This is a genomic window from Streptomyces sp. NRRL S-87 (assembly GCF_000719335.1).
Classification (GTDB): domain Bacteria; phylum Actinomycetota; class Actinomycetes; order Streptomycetales; family Streptomycetaceae; genus Streptomyces.
The window spans coordinates 1-17994 of the sequence record NZ_JOGB01000053.1 but is presented as its reverse complement, the minus strand read 5'-3'; the positions used below and the strand labels follow the sequence as shown (position 1 = coordinate 17994).

Sequence of the window (17994 nt, the reverse complement as noted above, 5' to 3'; positions counted from 1 at the left end):
CCGATGCCGTCCGGATGCCGTCCGGTCCGGGGCGTGGTGTCCTGGGCGACGGGGCCCCGGCCCGCCACCGGGCGACCGGGCCGGCCCCCACGTCCGACCTCACGAGGAGGGAAAGGCCATGGCGGTCCTCGTCCACGCCGCGCTCCCCGGCATCAGCACCGACCAGTACGACGCCCTCAACGCGAAGCTCCAGGAGACACCGGAGATCTTCGAAGGCTGCGTGTCCCACACGTGCGTACCCACCGGCGAGGGCCTGGAGGTCTTCGACGTCTGGGAGACCGAGGAGCAGATGAACGCGTTCACCGAGCGCATGATGCCGCTCGCCGTCGAACTGGGCTGGCCCAGCGACCCCGAGAAGGCCGCGGTCCGGGTCTTCCCCGTCCACAACTACTGGCCCCCCAAGGGCCGGGGCTGATCGCGGCCGCCCCCGCGCGTCACACGAGCGCGGTGGCCCGGTCCTGGTCGAGCGCGGTGCCCTCCGCGTGGGCGGCCTCGTACGCCGCGTCCCCGAGGGCGGCCCTGAGCAGCGCCTCCGTCCGGGCGGCGCTCTGCCGCTCCGTGGTCACGGGCACGTGCCCGGCGGGGAGTTGGGCCTCGTAGGCACCGAGCAGCCGGGCCGCCGTGAGGGACCGGTCGGGGCCGCCGAGACCGGCGAGGGCCTCCGCGGCGGTCATGAAGTAGACCGCGGCCATCTGCGGAATGACCATCCGCAAGAGGCTGTCGTGGACCGTGCCGAGCGCGCGGCGCACCACGGCGAGGGCCTCCTCGTACCGGCCTTCGAGGTTCTCCAGCCAGGCGAGGGCGCCGAGCAGGAAACCGTCGAAGACCGCGTACGAGCCGATCGGGAACTCGCTCTGGAGGGTCTCCAGTTGGGCGCGCGCCTCGGCGTGCCGGCCGGTCCGGCCCAGGCGCACGGCGAGGAAGATGCGGGCGGCCGGCAGGGCCTCGTTGCCGAACCGCGGGGGGTCCTGCAGGATGCGCTGCAGCATCCGCTCGCCCTCCTCCTGCTCGGCGGGGCCCTGTTCGGAGAGGGTGCCGGCCAGCCGGACCTCCAGGACGGTCACCTGGGCGTGCGCGCCGAGCCGCCGCGCGTGCCGGACGGCCGCCCGGTAGTCCGCCGCGGCCAGGGCGAACTCCCCGTGCTTCTCGAGCGACTCGGCGCGGGCGGAGAGGGCCTCGGCGCACCCCCAGTCGTCGCCGAGCCGGCGGAAGAGGGCCAGGCTCTCCTCGGCGTCGCGGGCCGCGCCCTGCGCCCAGTCGGCCCGGTTGGCGAGGATGTTGGCGCGCAGCTGGAGGGCGGCCGCCAGCTCCCACGGGTGGTCGCCCGCCCGGCAGGTCTCGACGGCGGCGTCCACGTGGCGGCGCAGCAGTTCGCCGTCGCCGGTCAGCATCACGGCGTACACCCACAGGCCGCCCGGGTGGCGGCTGAGCTGCGGCAGACCGGGGCTGTAGGCGGCGAGCACGCCCTCGACCCGGGCGGGCCAGTCCTCGGTCCACCACTCGCCGCCGCCCTGGTCGCTGCGGGCGGCGAACCGGATCATCTGGACGCCGCGCCAGCCTTCGGTCCGTATCTCGCCGTGGTACGGCGGAGGCGTGTCGAGCAGCCTCTCGTACACGGGCACGGCGGGGACGACGGGCGGCGCGAACGGGTCGGGGCCGAGGGCGGCGGCCGCGTCGGACCAGTGGCGGGCCTCGGTGCGCAGGTCGTGCATCAGCCAGTACCAGGAGAGGCTGTGCACCAGGCACAGCACCTCGTCGGCCTGTCCGGCCGCGGCGGCACGGCGCAGGGCGGTGCGCAGGTTCTCGTACTCGGTGGTGAACCGGGCGTCGGCGGCACGCTGGTGGCGGCTGCGCAGCAGGGGCTCGGTGGTCCGGGCCAGTTCACGGTAGTGGACGAGGTGACGGGCCTCGGTGGCAGCCCGGTCGGGGACGTGGCCGGAAGCGGGGCCGGCTTGGGGGACGGTGGCGGCTGCGGAAGCGGTGGCGGGACCGGAGGCGGTGGCGGGACCGGAAGCGGGGGCGGGACCGGAAGCGGGGGCGGGACCGGAAGCGGGGGCGGGACCGGAAGCGGGGGCGGGACCGGAAGCGGGGGCGGCTTCGGACGTGGCCGCCGTGAGGCGCTCCGCGGCGTACTCGGCCACGGTCTCCAGCAGGCGGTAGCGCATCTGGCCGTCGTCCGCGGGGGCGACCACCACCAGGGACTTGTCGACGAGGGAGCCCACCACGTGCGGTACGTCGAAGCGGTCCCCCGGCGTGGCGCAGACGGCCTCCGCGGCGGCGAGGTCGCAGCCGCCGGCGAACACGGACAGCCGGCGCAGGACGGTGCGTTCGGGCTCGTCGAGGAGCTCCCACGACCAGTCGACGACCGCGCGCAGCGTCTGCTGGCGGGGCAGCGCGGTGCGGGCGCCGCTGGTGAGGAGGCGGAAGCGGTCGTCGAGCCGGTCGGCGATCTGGCGCGGTGAGAGCATCCGGAGCCGGGCCGCGGCGAGTTCGATGGCGAGGGGCAGGCCGTCGAGGCGGCGGCAGATCTCGGCGGCCGCGTCGGGGTCGTCGTCGGTGCGGAAGCCGGGGCGGGCGGCGGCCCCCCGGTCCTGCAGCAGGCGGAGGGCGACCGGGTCCGGCAGCGGTTCGACCGGGCGGGTGACCTCGCCCGGAACGCCGAGGGGCTCACGGCTGGTGGCCAGGACGCGCACGCCCGGACAGTGCGTGAGCAGGGCCTCGGCGAGGTCGGCGGCGGCCGCGACGAGGTGCTCGCAGTTGTCGAGCACGATCAGGAGTTCGAGCGGGGCGCAGTGGTCGATCAGCCGGGCCAGCGGGTCACCGCCGGTGCGGTCCGTCATGGCGCGCAGTTCCTCGGCGGCGGCGCCGCGCAGCTTGGTCTCGCGGGCGCCGAGGGCGCCCAGGACCGCCTCGGGCACGTCCTCGGGGGCCTCCACGGGCGCGAGTTCGACGAGCCACGTGCCGTCGCGGCCGGCACTGCGGCCGAGGGCCTCGGCCGCTTCGAGGGAAAGCCGCGTCTTGCCCGAGCCGCCGGGTCCGAGCAGCGTGACGAGCCGTGCGGCACCGAGGTCCTCGGTGACGACCCGGATGTCCTCCTCGCGCCCGACGAACGTGGTCAGGCGGGCCCGCAGGTTGCCGGCGGGGCGGGTCGGAGCGGTTGCGGACCCGGTCCGCTCCGGGCCGCCGGAGCCACCGGAGGCCCCGGCGGCGGTCTGCGCCGTCCCGGTCCCGGTCCCGGGCGCCGCGACCGCCCGGGCATCCGCCGCCGCGGCACCCGATGCGGGCACGCTCCGGGTGTCGGGTGCCGTCGCGGTTCCGGTGTCGGGCGTCCGGGTGGATCCGGGGCGGGTCGTGGGGGACGTCGGCCGCGGTGCCCGGTCGGGGGCGAGGAGTTCGCCGTGCAGCGCCCGGAGTTCCGGGCCGGGGTCCGTGCCGAGCCGGTCGGCGAGGCCGCGGCGCACGTCCTCGTACGCGACCAGGGCCTCGGCGGGCCGTCCCGCGGCCCGCAGCGCGCGGATCCGCAGGGCCTGCAGCGGCTCGTCGAACGGGTGGTCGGCGCACAGCGCGGTCAGCTCGGGCAGGGCCCGGTCCGCCTCGCCGAGCGCGAGCGCGGCGGTGATCCGGCCGCGGCGGGCATCGCGGCGCACCGCCTCCAACCGGGCCGCTTCGGCGCCCGGTTCGGGCAGGTCCGCCAGGGCGGGGCCGCGCCAGAGGGCGAGGGCCTCGTCGTAGAGCGCGGCGGCCCGGTCCGGATGCCCGGCGGCCAGCTCGGCGGCGGCCTCGCGGGCGAGCCGGTCGAGGCGGTACGCGTCCACGGCCTCCCGGTCCGCGGCGAGCCGGTAGCCCCCGGCGTCGGACAGCACGTGGTGGTGGCCGAGGGCGCGGCGGAGCCGGCCGACCAGCGCCTGGAGCGCGGCCACGGCGTCCGCGGGCTCCGCGCCGTCCCAGATCTCGGCGACCAGCGTCCCGGCGGGCACGGCCCGACCGGGCCGCAGGGCCAGCGCGGTGACGAGTGCGCGCAGCCGTGCGCCGCCGAGGGCGACCGGGCTGCCGTCGTCCCGTACCACCTGGGCACTGCCGAGAATCGCGTATCGCATCCGCCCATTGTCGCGGACGGGCCCGGGCCACCGGACGGGTGTCGCCGCCGGCGACCGACGCCCGCGGACCACCGCCCCCGCCCCCTGGGGGTGTCCTACGGACCAAGCCGGGCTCGCCGGGTCCGTAGGACACCCCGCCTCGCCGCGTCGTCCTCGGTCGCCGACGCCCCCCGGTACCGCCGGGAGGTGCCTGACCGCGTGGCTCCGCTCCTCCGCCGTGCGGTGCACGGCACCGGACCGTGCCCCCTGCTCCGGCCCGTCGTACGACACCCCCTGGTCCGGCCGGCGCGTGCGGCGGACCGCCGCGGACCGGCTCCGGTCGTCCGGCGCGGCCCCCGCGGCGTCAGAACTCGAAGGTCCAGTTGCTCAGGGCGCTGAAGACCGCGCCGATGCCGACGACCCACACCCCGGCCGTGCCGAGCAGCGCCCCGGCCGCGGCCCCGACCGCCGGGCGGCGCCCGAGTACGGTGGCGCCGGTCCAGCCGGCGGCGAGGCCGAACAGCGGCAGTCCGGCGAGCAGCACGGCGGCGTGCTCGAGTCCGACCTTCGTCTCGTGGTTGCCGGCCCAGTCGGTGCCGCTCTTGTGCTCGATCGCGTTGTTGACGGCCCACCAGAAGGCGGCGCACAGCGGCGTGAGCAGCAGCCCGGTCAGGACGACGAGGACGGGGACGGCGGAGCGGGTCCGACCGCCCGCCCCTGCGGGGGAGTTCGTCATGCGGGCATCGTGGCGCGGCCCGGCCGCGGGCCGCATCCGTACGGGTACTCAGACGGCGTCCGAACCCGCCCGGGGCGCGCCCCTCAGGCGCGGCCGGCGGTGCCGGCGGTGCCGGAGGCCCAACCCCGGCGGTGGAGGCGTTCGATCCCGTCCAGGAGGAGGTCGAGGGCGAACTCGAACTCGAACTCGAACTGGTCGTCGCAGCCCGCCCCCACCACCGAGGCACCGTCGTGGGCGCGGTCGGCGACGACGGCGGCGATGTGCGGGTACCGGGCCGCGAGTTCGGACGTCCCGGCCGCCGCGGGGTCGGTCCCGCCGCCGAGGTCGCCGGCGAGCCCGCCGCCGGGACCGGCCGCGCCGCCGGCACCGGCACCGGCACCGGTCTCCGCGCCCGGAGTCGCCCCCACCCCGGTGGGGACCAGATCCTGCGTGAAGCCCAGGACGCGACTGCCGAGGGCGTGCATGGCGTGGTGGGCGAGGTCCACGGACAGCGCCGCCGCGCAGGGTGCCGATGACGGAGTCGAGGTAGGCCAGCGCCCCGGGGGTGGGAGCGGCGCGCGAGGTGATGACCCGGGCGGCCCAGGGGTGCCGCAGCAGCACCTGACGGGCCGACAGGATCCGTTCCCGGACCGCCGCCTTCCAGGTCCCCTCCGCGGCCGGCGGGGCGATCTCGGCGAGCACCGCGTCGACCGGGCCGTCGAGGAGCTCCTCCTTGTAGGCCACGTGCTTGTAGAGCGCCATGGGTACGACGCCCAGTTCCGCGCCCTCGCCCTGTACGAGCCGGTGCTCGCGCACGCGGAGTACGTCACCGGACGCGGCCCGGACGCCCCCGTCCTGCTGGGCGCCCTCTTCGAGGTGGGCCCCGCCCTGGCGGTCGTCGGCACCGCGGTCACCCTCTTCCCCGTGGTCCGCCGCCACGGCGAGGGCCTCGCGCTCGGCTACGCGGCGCTGCGCACGCTGGAGGCGGCCGCCATCTGCGTCGGGATCGTGAGCCTGCTGGCGGTGGTGACGCTGCGCCGCGACGGGTCGGGGGCGGCCGGTCCGGACGCGGACGCGCTGCGGACGGTCGGCGGTGCCCTGGTGGCGGTGCACGACTGGACGTTCCTGCTCGGACCGAACTTCGTCCTCGGCGCCAACACGGTGCTGGCCGCCCTGCTGATGTACCGGTCGCGGCTGGTCCCGCGCCCCGTCGCAGTCCTCGGGCTGGTCGGCGGCCCGCTGATCCTCGCCTCCGCGACCGCGGTCCTGTTCGGGCCTACCCGCAGCTGTCCCCGTGGGGCTCCCTGGCCGCCGTCCCGGTCTTCGCGTGGGAACTGGCCCTGGCCGGCCACCTGATGGTCAAGGGCTTCCGCCGCCCCCCTACGGCCGCCTCCCCGGGCCCGACCCTGCCGGTCGCCGCCACGGCCGCGGCCGCGTCGACGGCCTGACCGACCCGCCACGCCCTGACGGGTGAACGCGCCGGGGCGAGGGGCCTCGCCGGGACGGGGTGGCGGGGAGCGGCTCGTATAACGGGGTGGACGTCAGGACGTCAGGACGCGAGGGAAGGCGACGGCGATGGGCAACGACCTGGGAAGTCTGCTCGGCGGACTGCTCGGCGGGCAGGGCGGCAAGGGCGGGGGTGCACTGCTGGGGGCGCTGCTCACCTCCCTCGGCGGAGCCGGTACGCACGGGGCGGGCAGCAACCCGCTGGGGGCGCTGCTGGACACTCTGAAGGAGGGCGGGTTGGGCGCACAGGCCGACTCGTGGATCGGCACGGGCGCCAACCAGGAGGTCACCGGCCCCGAGGTCGCGCAGGCGCTGCCCTACCAGGCGCTCGACCACGTGGCACAGCAGGCGGGCGTCTCCCCCGAGGAGGCCGCCGACGAACTGGCCCGCACGCTCCCCGCGGCCGTCGACAAGCTCACCCCCGAAGGGACCGTACCGGAGGGCTCGCTGGAGGAGCTGATCCGCCGTCAGAGCTGACATCCCCCGGTCCCACGGACGGGCAGGGGCGGACCGCGCCCGGGCGCCCGGCCGGGGACGGCCGACGGCAGCGGGTCGCGCCGAAAAGCGGGTGGCCGTCCGCGGACCGAAGGCCCTAGGCTCGGCCGGGTGTCCGATCATGATCTTGCGCTGCGACCCCCCGCTCCGGGGCCCGTGACGGCCGACGACCTGGCCGAGGGGGTCCGGCTGGTCGTCGCGCTGCTCCGCGCGCCCGCCGCGCTCGCCGCGGACTGGGACCGGCCCGCCGGCACCCTGGAGTGGACCTGCTGGGAGACCGCCGAGCACCTGGCCGACGACCTCTTCGCGTACGCCGCCCAGTTGGGCCCGCAGGCCCCGCACGCCGCCTCCGACGTACCGTTCGTGTACCGCAGCACCGCTCCGGGCAAGCCGGCGAACGTCGTCTTCGCCGAACGCGACGGCGGACCCGCCGGCGTGGTGCAGGTGCTCGAGGCCTGCGGCGCGCTGCACGTGGCGATGGTGCGGACGGCGACGCCGCAGGCGCGCGCCCACCACGTGTTCGGGACGGTGGACGCCGAGGGCTCGGCGGCCATGGGCCTCGTGGAGCTGTTCGTGCACGCCGAGGACCTCGCCCTGGGTCTCGGGCTCGACTGGCGGGCCCCGGCGGCGGTGTGCGCCCGCGTGCTGGCGCGGCTCTTCCCCGACGCCCCGGCCGACGCCGACCCCTGGGCCACCCTGCTGTGGGCGACCGGCCGGGGCGATCTGCCCGGGCGGGAGCGCGTGACGCGGTGGCGCTGGCAGGGCGCTCCGCGCGGGTGAGCCGCGCCCGGACCGGACCCGACCGGGCCCGTCGGCGACGGCCGGCCGCGGACGTCGACGGTGGCGCGGCGGCGCCAGGGCGGGGTCGCCGTCGGCGGCTCAGGGAGCCGGCGGTCGACAGGGCAGCGGCTCAGGGAGTCGGCGGTCGGTGGGCCGTGACGAGGTGGTAGTCGAGGATCCCCCGCTCGTAGGCCCGTAGGAAGTTCCGCGGCCAGGTGTCCGGCGCCCACAGCCGGGCCAGCCAGACGTCCCAACCCGCCCACACCTGTGGGCCGATGGACTCCGCCCGGGCGTCGGCGAGGCCGGCCGCGGTCAGCGCGCCGGTGAGGGCCGTCACGGGGCGGGCGATGTCCAGCCCGTTCGCGAAGGTGTCCAGCAGTTGGGCGAGCTCCGCGGCCCGGCCGGCCCCGTCGTCCGCGGCGAAGAAGCTGGCGACCGCGACCCGTCCGCCCGGGCGCAGCACCCGGGCCGTCTCCGCCGCGAAGGCGGTCAGGTCCGGGAAGTGCTGGGCGGCCTCGACGCTGACGACCGCGTCGAACTCGTCGTCCCCGAAGGGCATCCCCTCGGCCGCTCCCCTGACGAACCGCAGCCGCCCCGGCGCCTCCTCCAGGAGGCCGGCGTGGGCGTCGCGGGCCCGCTCCAGCTGGGCGGGGTGGATGTCCATGCCGGTGACGGCGGCCGGCCCGCGCTCGCGCAGGGCCAGGGCGCAGCCCATGCCGAGCCCGCAGCCGACCTCGAGGACGCGCTGCCCGCCGAGCGGTCCGGCGGCGTCCAGGACGTGCCGGTAGAGGTCCTGCTGGCTGCGGACGCGCTCCGCTTCGCCGAGCGGAGCCGTCAGGTCGACGGCGCTCCAGTAGCCGAAGTTGATGAACCCGCCGGCGAAGACCGGCTCCCTGCTCAGGTCCGACGGACCGTAGGTCTCCCGCACCGCGGGGCGCATGACGGGGAAGGACTCCTGGGCACCGAATGCCACGCCGTGACACCTCCGGGAACGTACGCCACCGAACCGACCGACCCAGTCTGGCACCTGCCGCGCCCCCGCCGGGGGCAGGCGGGCGCGCGTGGCCCGGTCCGCACCCCGGACGGCCGGAACCGTTCGCTCCCCGACCACCCGTGCGGGCTCCCGCCCCGGCGAACGGCCGCTCCGGGGCCCGCCGGGCGGGCGGGCGGCGAGCCGCGGCGCGGTCCCGTGCCCGAACGCCTGGACGCCCGAGCGGGAGCGGCGCCGGGATCCGCCCGCGGGCGGTCCGGCGCCGGCGGTCAGAGCTGGAGCTTGAAGCCCAGGTGGGAGCCGGTGAAACCGAGGCGCTCGTAGAAGCGGTGGGCGTCGGTGCGGGTCAGGTCCGAGGTCAGCTGCACGAGCCGGCACCCCTGCCGGCGGGACTCCTCGACGGCCCACTCGACGAGCTGGGCACCCAGACCCCGGCCGCGCTCGCTGCGGTGCACCCGCACCCCCTCGATGATCGAGCGGGTGGCGCCCTTGCGGGACAGGCCGGGGACGATGGTCAGCTGCAGCGTGCCGACGACCTCTCCCCCGCGGTCGGCGACGACCAGCAGCTGGTTCGGGTCGACGGCCAGGCGCTCGTACGCGGTCTCGTACGGCGTGAGGTCGTCGGGCGACTCGCGGGTCGCGCCGAGTTCGTCGTCCGCGAGCATGGCGACGATCTCCGGGAGGTCCTCGCGCCGGGCGGCCCGTATGGTGATCTTGGTCATGGCGCGCATGCTATCCGCACCCGCCCGCTCGCACGGGGCGTGCGCCTGGCGCGGCGGCCCCGAGACCGCCGCCCCGCCTCGCCCGGCCCGGCCCCGCCCCGCCCCGCCCCGCCCCGCAGCATCAAGCCCGCCACGCCTCTCTGAACCCGGCCCGGGCGCGGTGCAGCCGGGACTTGACCGTGCCGCCCGGCAGGTCCAGGAGCTCGCCCGCGGCCCGCTCGCCCAACCCCGCGAGCTCCCTCAGCACGAGGACCTCGCGGTGCGCCGCGGGCAGCCGGCGCAGGACGTCGTGGACGTGCACGACGAGTTCGTGGTCCTCCGGGCTGGGTACGTCGGCCGGGTCGGCGACCGGCTCGGCGCGCCGGGCCCGCCGCTGCACCCGTACGGCCTCCCGTACCGCGACGGTACGGACCCAGGCGTAGCAGGCGTCGGGGTCGGCCAGCCGGTCCAGCCCGCGGAAGAGCGCGATCAGGGTCTCCTGCACCGCGTCGGGCGTCTCGTCGAGCGCGATGGGGCGGCACACCCGTGTGATGTACGGGGTCATGAGGTCGATGAGCTCGTCCAGGGCCAGGACGTCCCCCTCCCGCGCGGCGCGCACGAGCGCACCGGCCCGGCCGAACCGGGCATCGGCCACGGGGGGTCCGGCGGCGGACCGGGCGCCGGCGCGGGGGGCCGGGACGTGCCGGTCGCGGGGCAGGGTGGGGGCTGTCGGGGTCGGCGCGGGCATCGCGGTTCTCCTCCGTCGTGTGCGGGCTTCACCCCTCAGAGGGCGCGACGGGGTGTCCGTACTCCCCCGGGACCCCGGGAAAGTCCGCCGGCGGGTCCGGCCGACCGGCTCGCGGACGGGACGGCCGAAGGGACGCCGGCACGTCCGCGGAAGATCCCGGGGAACGTCTGCCGGGTTCGGCGCCTCCTGACGTAGCGGCGAGGGGCCCACCGCCCCTTCGCGGCCGCCGCACGGCAGCCGCACCAGGCAGGAGGAGTCGCATGGACCACCGCACCACCACGACCCACGGACGACCGGCCCATGAGGGACCGTCACACGCCGGACCGACGCACGAAGGCCCCGGGCACGAAGGCCCCGGGCACGGCCCGGCGTCCGCCGATCCGGAGGCCCCCGCCGGCGACGCGGGGCCCGAGGTCCCGGCCCCCGCCGGGGCCGCGCCGCTGCCCGAGGTGCCGGGCGTCACGCACCGGTGGGTGGAGGTCGGGGACGTCACCCTGCACGTCGCCGAGGCGGGGACGGGCGATCCGCTCGTCCTCCTGCACGGCTTCCCCCAGCACTGGTACGCGTGGCGGCACCTGGTCCCCGAACTGTCCCGCGAGCACCGCCTGATCTGCGTGGACCTGCGCGGCTTCGGCTGGTCGCAGGCTCCGGCCTCGGGGTACGACACCGACACCCGCGTCGCCGACGTACTGGCGCTGCTGGACGCGCTGGGCCTGGAGCGGGTGGGCCTGATCGGGCACGAGTGGGGCGCGTGGGCGGGCTTCCGGCTGTGCCTGCGCGCGCCGGAGCGGATCAGCGCCTACCTCGCCCTGAACATGGTGCACCCCTGGCCGCTGCACCGCCGGCTGGCGCCGCAGGCCTGGCGGTACTGGTACACCTCGGTGCTGGAGTTCCCGGGCCTCGGCCGGTGGGTGCTGCGCCGCCGGCCCGGCTTCACCCGGTTCCTGCTGCGCAAGGGGTACGTCGACCGGCGCGGATGGGACCCGGCGGCGGTGGCCGAGTACCTGCGCTCCGGTGCCGAGCCGGCGCGGGCCCGGGCCGGCGAACTGCTGCACCGGGCCTACGCGTTGCGGGACGTGCCGGCGCTCCTGCGGGGCCGGGACAAGGCGGCGCGGCTGACCGTGCCGACGGTGATCCTCGCCGGGGCCGAGGACTTCGTCCTGCCGCCCGGGGTGCTGGCCGGCGGCGAGCGGTACGCGGACGACCTGCGGGTCGAGGTGGTCCCGGGAGCCGGCCACTACCTGCACGAGGAGCGGCCCGACGTGGTCGTCGCCGCGGCCCGCGCGCTGTTCGGTCAGTCCAGGTCGGCGAAGTAGACGCCGGCCCGGGCGTCGGCGAAGAGGGTGAACCGGACCTCCGTCGCCTCGTCCGCGAGGTCGATCTCGACGGGTTCGGCGGCCACGAGCACGTAGTCGCCGTACTCGTCGAAGTCACCGGGGGCGTCGGCGACGCCGATGTGGATCGGGGTGTCCGCGGGGAGCTCCGCCAGTGCTTCGCGCAGCCGGGCCGCGGTCCACACCGCGGGCCTGTGCTCAAACGTCTCTGCCATGAGCGGGAGTATCCCGGTGGCACCCGCTCCGCGCGCCGTGGCGCGCCGGGAACGCGTCCGCGGGCCGCACCCCCGGCCCCACCGCGCGGGCGGGCCGCCGGAACGTCGCGTCACGTCGACGGCGTCACGTCGCAGCCGTCACGTCGAAGCCGTCACGTCGGAGGCTGGCCCGAGCGCCGGCGTTCGGCGTGCCGGGCGACCCGGGCCCGGTTGCCGCACGAGGGCTTGCACCAGGCCTGCCGGCCGTGGCTCTGGAGGAAGTAGCGCACGCAGCGGGGCGCCTGGCAGGACCGCAGCTGTCCGCTCCGGGGGCCGGAGAGGAACGCGATCGCCGCGCGGGCCAGCTCGGCGACCACCGCGCCGGAGTCCGCGGCGTGCGCCGCGCCGACCGCCCGCCCCGACCCGCCCGGCGCCGTCGCGCCCGCCGGAACCCCCGGCCCCGCCGCCTCCGGGGCGGCGTGCACGGGTACGAGGCGCGCCTCGGGCGGCGCCTCGGCGGGCCAGCTCAACCGGGGGACGACGGGTTCCCTGGCGGCCGCCGCGTTGAGCCGGTCCAGCGCCTCCCCGAGCGGCAGCAGCCGGTGGGCGTCCGCGCGGCTCGGCGGGGCCGGCTGGACCGCGCGCGCGAACAGGGCCCGTACCGCCTGCCGCAGGGCGACGACCTCGGAGCGCAGCCGCTCGTCCGCCGCCGGTGCGGCGGCGGCGAGTTCGGGCCGGCCGGCGAGCCAGAGGGCCAGGCCCTCGACCGTGTCCAGGTCGTCGGCCACCCCGCCGTCGCCGTCGTGGCGGACCGTACCCGCCAGCTCCAGTGCCAGCCACCGCTCCACGGCCCCTCACCCCACCTCTCCCGCGGCCCTCCGGGGCCGCCCCGCTCGCTCCCGGCACCCGCCGGGCGGGCCGGCCCTTCCTTGCGGCCGCCCGGGTGATCAGTCTAGGGTCGTGATCGCTAACGGTAAACACTTGTTTTCCATTAGGGGGAGAGTTGTCTCTGCTGCTCGCTCAGATCAGCGACCTGCACCTGGACGGCACCGCACGGGCCACCGAGCGGACCGCGCGCGTCATGGACCACCTGCGGGCCCTGCCCCGACCGGTCGACGCGCTGCTGGTCACCGGCGACATCGCGGACCACGGCGCCGAGGCGGAGTACGAGGAGGCGGCCCGGCTGCTGGACGCCCCGTTCCCCGTGCTGACCTGTCCCGGCAACCACGACGCGCGGTCGGCGTACCGCAAGGCCCTGCTGGGCGAGGAGCCCGCCGGGGGGCCGGTCAACCGCGTGCACCGGATCGGCGACACCGCCGTCCTGATGGTCGACAGCACCGTGCCCGGCGAGGACCACGGCCTGCTCGACGACGAGACCGTCGCCTGGATCGACGCGACGCTCGGCGGACTCGCCCGGGGCACCCGTGCGCTGCTCGCCTTCCACCAGCCGCCGGTGCTCCTGCACCACCCGCTCCCGGACCGCTACCTGCTCGAACGGCCCGAGCGGCTGGCCGGCCTGCTCGACGGCCACCCGGCGGTGGCCGCCGTCCTGACGGGCCACGCGCACACGGCCGCCGCGTCGACCTTCGCCGGCCGCCCGCTGCTGGTCGGCCCCGCCGTCACGTGGACCCTGCGGCTGCCGTGGGAGGACGCGGGCCAAGGGGTGGCCGACCGCGAGCAGCCACCCGGCCTCGCGTACCACGTCCTGGACGAGGAGGGCCGGCTGACCACGCACTACCGCGTGGTGCCGTGAGCGCGGCGGGCGCGGACCCGTACGCGGTCGCGGGGTTCCTGGCCGCACTCCTGCCCCTGGTCGCCACGCCCGGCGCGAGCCTCGCCCTCCTGGTCCGGCACGTGTCGGAGGGCGGGCGGCGGCGGGCCGTACCGGTGGCGCTGGGGACGGTGACGGGCCTGTACGTGCACGCGGGCCTGGCCGCGGCCGGTCTGTCCGCCCTGGTGGCGAGCTCCGGCCGGGCCTTCGCGGCGGTACGGCTGGCGGGCGCCTGCTACCTGGTCGGGCTGGGCCTGTGGACCTGGTACGGCGCCACCCGCGCGGCGCACGCCGTCGGATCCGCCCGGGCCTGCGCCCAGGCGCCGGCACCCGCCCGGGCCCGGTCCCGGCACCCGCGCCTCCCGCGACCGGTGCGGGGCGGGAACTCACCTTACGCACAGGCGCTGTTGGGGAACGTCCTCAACCCCAAGGCGGCCTCGATCTACCTGACGCTGGTGCCCCAGTTCGTGGCACCCGGGCGGCCGTTCGCCGGCCAGGCGCTGGTGCTGGCCTCCGCGCACGCCGCCCTCATGGTCGCGTGGCTGGGCCTCTGGGCGGGCCTGGTGGGGCCGGCGACCGCCCTGCTGCGCCGCCCGCGCGCGAGGGTGGCCCTGGCCCGCGGCACCGCGGCCGTGCTCGTCACCCTGGGCCTGCGCACGGCCGCCGCCACCTAGGGCCGTTCCGGCGGGGCGGCCTCGGGATCGGGGGCACCGGCGTCGCGCACCTCGGAGTCGGGCACCTCGGCGACGCGCGATCGAGAGGCGGGCGCCCCCGGATGCGCAACCGACGGGTGGCGCATCCGCGGGCGCGGCGCGATGCGCCCGGCCCAGTCCCTCACATGGTCCAGCGGAGTACGGCGCCCAGGCCACCGGCGGGACCCGCGACACCCTCGGGGACCACGAGCACCTCGCAGCCGGCCGCCGCGGCCGAACGCAGCAGGGCGTCGTCCGCCCGCGCCCGCTCGGGCTTGGCGACGCCCATGGCCTTGGCCTGGCCGCGTTGCACGGCGACCTCGTCGGCCCCCGGGCCGATCCACACCTCGCGTCCGGCGTCGGCACCGCCCGGGGTGAGCAGCAGGGTGGCCGCCTGGTGGGTGCGGACGGCGTCCAGCACGGCCGGCATGCCCTCGGCCGCCTCCCCGGGGCCGGTGTCGACGGTGGACTCACGGTGCTCGCCGGGGCGGCCGCGACCGGTGCGGAACCGGTCCAGGGCGCTGTCGAGGCGGTCCCGGGCGAACTTCTCGCGGGCCTGTCGGATCTGCCGGTCCAGGACGTCCTCCGAGGTGCCGCGGGCACGGCCGCCGCCGTCGATCTCCACCGTCACCGCCCGCACCCGCTCGGGAAGCCGGTGGTGCACGGCGTGGCGCTCGCGCGCGTCGCCGGCCAGGACGATCAGCCCGGCGCCGGTCTCGGGCATCCGGCGGGCGAGCTCGGCGGCGATGATGCCGGCGGTCTCCTCCCAGGCGTTCTCCACCTTGTGCCGGTAGTGCCACTCGTGGCGGTCCTCGGGCGTGCCGCGGTGGCCGCGGTCCTGCCAGGCCCGGCCCCGGGCCTCGCCGAGGCGCCGCCGCTGCCGGTCGTCGCACAGTTCCAGGTCGGCTCCCGTGCGGTCGATGAAGGCGATCAGACAGTCCGGTTGGTCGCCCTTCAGGACGGCCAACGGCGCCACGTGCGGCAGGATCGACCAGCTCGCGTCGGTCGCTGCCGGCGGCCGGGCCAGCGGGACGTCCAGCACCACCTCGGCGCCGGCGGCGAACAGGGCCCGGCCGGGCGGGGCGCCGGAGACCGGCTCCTGCAGGAGGTGGTTCATGATCGCCCGGACCGTGTAGCCGTCCACGTCCGCGTCGATCAGCTGGGAGGCGAGGGCGCGCTCGCGCAACTGCTGGATCTTCTGCGCGTCCTCGGTCGCGCGGGTGGTCTCGATGTACACGGAGGCCCAGGGGCCCTGCCGGGTGAAGAGCGGTTTCAGGAAGCCGAGATCCATGGCGTCCCCCAAGGACTGAGGGGCGGGGGAAGGCCGGTACCGGCCGTTCCGGTGCCCCGCGCCGCCGGAGTGACGGGTGCGTCGGCGCGACGGGGCGTCGGGGCGACGGGCACGTCCGCGCGGCGGCCGTGGTCATTGCGTTCGTCCTTCGATTGTGCGCCCGGCGCCTGCGGGCTGCCTCTCGCCCCGCACCCGCCCGGCGGCCCCGTCGGCGGCGGCGGACAACGTGGCCCGCGGTGCGGGGGATCCCGATCTCGACATTGCGGAGGTGACCGGTGGGCCGCGACAAGGACCTGGCCATGGACCCGGAGGCGGTCCGGAACATCACCACGGGCCTGCGCGGCGCGGTGGCCGGGCTGCGTGAGACCGGCACGGCCGGCGGCGCGTCGATGGGCGCCGGCTTCTCGTCCCTGGCGATGACCGGCATGGAGGCCGGGCACGCGGACGTGGCCGGTGCGTTCGAGGACTTCTGCGAGCGGTGGGAGTGGGGCGTACGGGCCCTGGTCCAGGACGCCGGCGTACTCGCCGCGGAACTCGGCATCGCCGCCGGAGCGCTGTGGGAGGAGGACCAGTACATCCCGGGGGCCCTGAAGGTCGGCGCCAACGCGCTGTACGGCAACCCGCACGCGAACGAGGACGACATCGAGCAGAAGTCCTGGGGCGACATCTTCTCGGCCGACGCGTACAAGCCCGACTACAGCACGGAGTCCGCCGAGAAGGCCGCCAAGGACATCGGGCGGACCTGGTCGGACACGGGCGAGAAGCTCAAGACCACGGGGCGGATCGGGTCCCTGAACGACCTCGTCGAGCAGACCGGCGGCAACTGACCGCATGACGTACGCACGGACGGGCCCGCCCGCGCTGGCCCGGGTGAGCGACCCGGAGCAGGTCGGGGCGCGGCTGCGCGGGGAGCTCGTGGACTGCTGGGTGGCCGTCACCAACGCGGGCGGGGCCGCAGGCTTCCCGTTCCCGCCGGTCTCGGCCGACGAGGTGGGTCCGGTCGCGGACGGGATCATCGGCGGACTCGCGCCCGGCCGCGGGCACCTCGTCACCGCGAGGGTCGGCGGGGAGCTCGCGGGCTGGGTGCTGCTGCGTCGCGATCCGTACCGGCTCGTCGGGCACTGGGGGACGGTGCACCACCTCCAGACCCGCCCCGCCCACCGCGGCCGCGGCATCGGCACGGCGCTCATGACCGAGCTGCGCAGGCTGGCCAGGGACGAACTCGGCCTGGAGCAACTCCGACTCGCGGCCCGCGGCGGTGAGGGGCTGGAGTCGTTCTACGGGCGCCTCGGCTGGCGCGAGGCCGGGCGCTGGCCCGCGGCGCTCCGGCTCGCCCCGGACGACACCCGGGACGAGGTCCTGATGCTCCTCGCCCCGCCCTGAGCCGCGCCCGCCGGGCAATCTCGTACTCCGAGGGGCTCCTGACTGTGCACGGAGAAACCCGCCGGCGCCCCCGCGGTGACCGACAATGCCCGCACAGGCGCGACCCGGCCGACCCAGGAGGACACCCATGCCCGCGCAGGACACGCCGACGACGCCCGGCGACCGGATCTGGCTGATCACCGGCGCCTCGTCCGGCTTCGGCCGCACGCTCGCCGAGGCCGCCCTCGCCGCCGGCGACACCGTCGTCGCGGCGGTGCGCCGCCCCGCCGCCCTCGCGGACGACGCCGCCGCACACGCCGGACGGCTGGTGCCGGTGGCCCTGGACGTCGCCGACACGGCCCGCGCCGCGGAGGTGGTCGCCGAGGTCGTCGACCGCTTCGGGCGGATCGACGTACTGGTCAACAACGCCGGCCGGGGCCTGGTCGGCGCGGTCGAGGAGACCTCGGACGCCGAACTGCGCGACCTGATGGACCTGCACTTCTTCGGCCCGGCCGCCCTGGTGCGGGCCGTGCTGCCGCACATGCGGGCGCAGAAGTCGGGTGCGGTGGTGCAGATGAGCAGCATGGGCGGGCGGTTGTCGTTCCCGGGCGTGGGCGCGTACTCGGCCACCAAGTTCGCCCTCGAAGGACTGACCGAGGCGCTGGCCGGCGAGGTCGCCGCGCACGGCATCACGTGCCTCATCGTCGAACCGGGCGCCTTCCGCACCGGCTTCGCCGGAGCCGGCGCGCTCCGGAGCACCGCCACGGTCCTGCCGGCGTACGAGGACACGGTCGGCGGCGTCCGCACGGGTCTGGCGGACTCCGACGGCACCCAGCCCGGCGACCCGGTCCGGGCCGCCGAGGCCATCCTGACCGCGCTGGACGCCGACCACACCCCGCTGCGCCTGGCGCTGGGCGACGACGCCGTGGACGCGATCCGCGCCCACGCGGACGCGGAGCGCGCGGAGTTGAACGCCTGGGAGGACGTCAGCCGTTCCACGGCCTACGACGCGTGACGCGGAGCGCCCGGCCGTGAACCGCCGGCCGACGGGCGCGGCCCAGGACCCGGGTCAACGAACTCGCGGGAGTGCCACCCCGACACCCACTCGTCAGCGCAGCCCCGGGTCACCGTCTCACGAGAGTGCCGCCCCGTGGTGTGTGGGGGAGGTGCTTGACAGGGGTGGCAGGCTGGTCCGGAGGCAGGCCCGGGCCGAGGGTGGCCGAAGGCCAGGGGCGGAGCCCCCAAAGCCCCTGGGGTGGGCCTGCCGCTGGGGGTACCTCCCAGCGGTAGCTGGGGGAGGCCTGCAGGCCTCCCCTGTCAAGCGCCGAGGGGACCCAC

The 17994-nt window shown here is 76.9% G+C and carries 18 protein-coding genes and 1 pseudogene; 10 read left to right on the top strand and 9 right to left on the bottom strand.

The annotated features are described in order from the left end of the window. The first annotated feature begins 118 nt into the window (after positions 1-118). Complete coding sequence (locus tag IF43_RS0127440) at positions 119-415, top strand: hypothetical protein (protein WP_030206258.1); 297 nt, start codon at positions 119-121, stop codon at positions 413-415. 19 nt (positions 416-434) lie between these two features. Here IF43_RS0127440 and IF43_RS0127435 read toward each other — a convergent pair whose 3' ends face one another. The 3 genes and pseudogenes from IF43_RS0127435 to IF43_RS39890 form a co-directional block, all read right to left on the bottom strand. Next, positions 435-4097, bottom strand: coding sequence for a BTAD domain-containing putative transcriptional regulator (locus IF43_RS0127435; RefSeq protein ID WP_030206253.1), 3663 nt, complete (start codon positions 4095-4097; stop codon positions 435-437). A 343-nt stretch (positions 4098-4440) separates the two neighbouring features. Next, positions 4441-4812, bottom strand: coding sequence for a hypothetical protein (locus IF43_RS0127430; RefSeq protein ID WP_030206252.1), 372 nt, complete (start codon positions 4810-4812; stop codon positions 4441-4443). Positions 4813-4895: 83 nt separating this feature from the next. Next, positions 4896-5607: pseudogene (locus IF43_RS39890) on the bottom strand (TetR/AcrR family transcriptional regulator C-terminal domain-containing protein). Here IF43_RS39890 and IF43_RS36950 point away from each other — a divergent pair. From IF43_RS36950 to IF43_RS0127410, 3 genes are all read left to right on the top strand, one after another. Then, positions 5536-6147: a DUF4386 domain-containing protein gene (locus IF43_RS36950; RefSeq protein WP_267884803.1), complete on the top strand. Its 612-nt coding sequence runs from the start codon at positions 5536-5538 to the stop codon at positions 6145-6147. The pseudogene IF43_RS39890 and the gene IF43_RS36950 sit on opposite strands and share 72 nt — an antisense overlap. A 219-nt stretch (positions 6148-6366) precedes the next feature. Continuing rightward, positions 6367-6774 carry a YidB family protein gene (locus IF43_RS0127415; RefSeq protein ID WP_037890272.1) on the top strand — a complete coding sequence of 136 codons (408 nt, stop codon included), beginning with the start codon at positions 6367-6369 and terminating at the stop codon, positions 6772-6774. 129 nt (positions 6775-6903) lie between these two features. Next, the gene (locus tag IF43_RS0127410; RefSeq protein ID WP_234332554.1) at positions 6904-7572 is read left to right on the top strand and encodes a maleylpyruvate isomerase N-terminal domain-containing protein; all 669 of its coding nucleotides are present in this window, start codon (positions 6904-6906) and stop codon (positions 7570-7572) included. Positions 7573-7702: 130 nt separating this feature from the next. Here the strand turns inward: IF43_RS0127410 and IF43_RS0127405 are convergent, their stop codons facing one another. The 3 genes from IF43_RS0127405 to IF43_RS0127395 all read right to left on the bottom strand — a co-directional run bounded on the left by IF43_RS0127405 (position 7703) and on the right by IF43_RS0127395 (position 10012). Continuing rightward, positions 7703-8545 carry a methyltransferase domain-containing protein gene (locus IF43_RS0127405; RefSeq protein WP_030206245.1) on the bottom strand — a complete coding sequence of 281 codons (843 nt, stop codon included), beginning with the start codon at positions 8543-8545 and terminating at the stop codon, positions 7703-7705. A 287-nt stretch (positions 8546-8832) separates the two neighbouring features. Continuing rightward, on the bottom strand, positions 8833-9285 hold the full coding sequence (locus IF43_RS0127400) for a GNAT family N-acetyltransferase (protein ID WP_030206238.1): 453 nt from the start codon (positions 9283-9285) through the stop codon (positions 8833-8835). 121 nt (positions 9286-9406) lie between these two features. Further along, positions 9407-10012: an RNA polymerase sigma factor gene (locus tag IF43_RS0127395; protein ID WP_078910494.1), complete on the bottom strand. Its 606-nt coding sequence runs from the start codon at positions 10010-10012 to the stop codon at positions 9407-9409. Between the two features lie 260 nt (positions 10013-10272). Here IF43_RS0127395 and IF43_RS0127390 point away from each other — a divergent pair, with 260 nt between their 5' ends. Next, positions 10273-11328: an alpha/beta fold hydrolase gene (locus IF43_RS0127390; protein WP_051796246.1), complete on the top strand. Its 1056-nt coding sequence runs from the start codon at positions 10273-10275 to the stop codon at positions 11326-11328. On the opposite strand, the gene IF43_RS0127385 is transcribed toward IF43_RS0127390, so the two are convergent. Continuing rightward, positions 11307-11561, bottom strand: a complete 255-nt coding sequence (locus IF43_RS0127385; RefSeq protein WP_030206221.1) for a DUF6225 family protein — start codon at positions 11559-11561, stop codon at positions 11307-11309. The genes IF43_RS0127390 and IF43_RS0127385 overlap by 22 nt on opposite strands. Positions 11562-11713: 152 nt before the next feature. After that, positions 11714-12388, bottom strand: a complete 675-nt coding sequence (locus IF43_RS0127380; protein ID WP_030206218.1) for an ABATE domain-containing protein — start codon at positions 12386-12388, stop codon at positions 11714-11716. A 161-nt stretch (positions 12389-12549) separates the two neighbouring features. Here IF43_RS0127380 and IF43_RS0127375 point away from each other — a divergent pair, with 161 nt between their 5' ends. Together IF43_RS0127375 and IF43_RS0127370 are read left to right on the top strand one after the other, a co-directional pair. Continuing rightward, on the top strand, positions 12550-13293 hold the full coding sequence (locus tag IF43_RS0127375; RefSeq protein ID WP_030206211.1) for a metallophosphoesterase: 744 nt from the start codon (positions 12550-12552) through the stop codon (positions 13291-13293). Next, entirely contained in the window at positions 13290-13985 is a 696-nt protein-coding gene (locus IF43_RS0127370; RefSeq protein ID WP_030206209.1) for a LysE family translocator, read from the top strand. The genes IF43_RS0127375 and IF43_RS0127370 overlap by 4 nt, the downstream gene beginning before the upstream one ends. Positions 13986-14145: 160 nt before the next feature. Here IF43_RS0127370 and IF43_RS0127365 read toward each other — a convergent pair whose 3' ends face one another. Further along, the gene (locus IF43_RS0127365; protein WP_030206206.1) at positions 14146-15294 is read right to left on the bottom strand and encodes a hypothetical protein; all 1149 of its coding nucleotides are present in this window, start codon (positions 15292-15294) and stop codon (positions 14146-14148) included. 275 nt (positions 15295-15569) lie between these two features. Here IF43_RS0127365 and IF43_RS0127360 point away from each other — a divergent pair, with 275 nt between their 5' ends. The 3 genes from IF43_RS0127360 (at position 15570) to IF43_RS0127350 (ending at position 17671) form a co-directional block, all read left to right on the top strand. Next, positions 15570-16121, top strand: coding sequence for a hypothetical protein (locus IF43_RS0127360; protein ID WP_107048605.1), 552 nt, complete (start codon positions 15570-15572; stop codon positions 16119-16121). Positions 16122-16125: 4 nt separating this feature from the next. Continuing rightward, positions 16126-16677: a GNAT family N-acetyltransferase gene (locus IF43_RS0127355; RefSeq protein ID WP_030206201.1), complete on the top strand. Its 552-nt coding sequence runs from the start codon at positions 16126-16128 to the stop codon at positions 16675-16677. 127 nt (positions 16678-16804) lie between these two features. Then, positions 16805-17671, top strand: a complete 867-nt coding sequence (locus IF43_RS0127350) for an oxidoreductase (RefSeq protein ID WP_030206199.1) — start codon at positions 16805-16807, stop codon at positions 17669-17671. Positions 17672-17994: the final 323 nt, after the last annotated feature.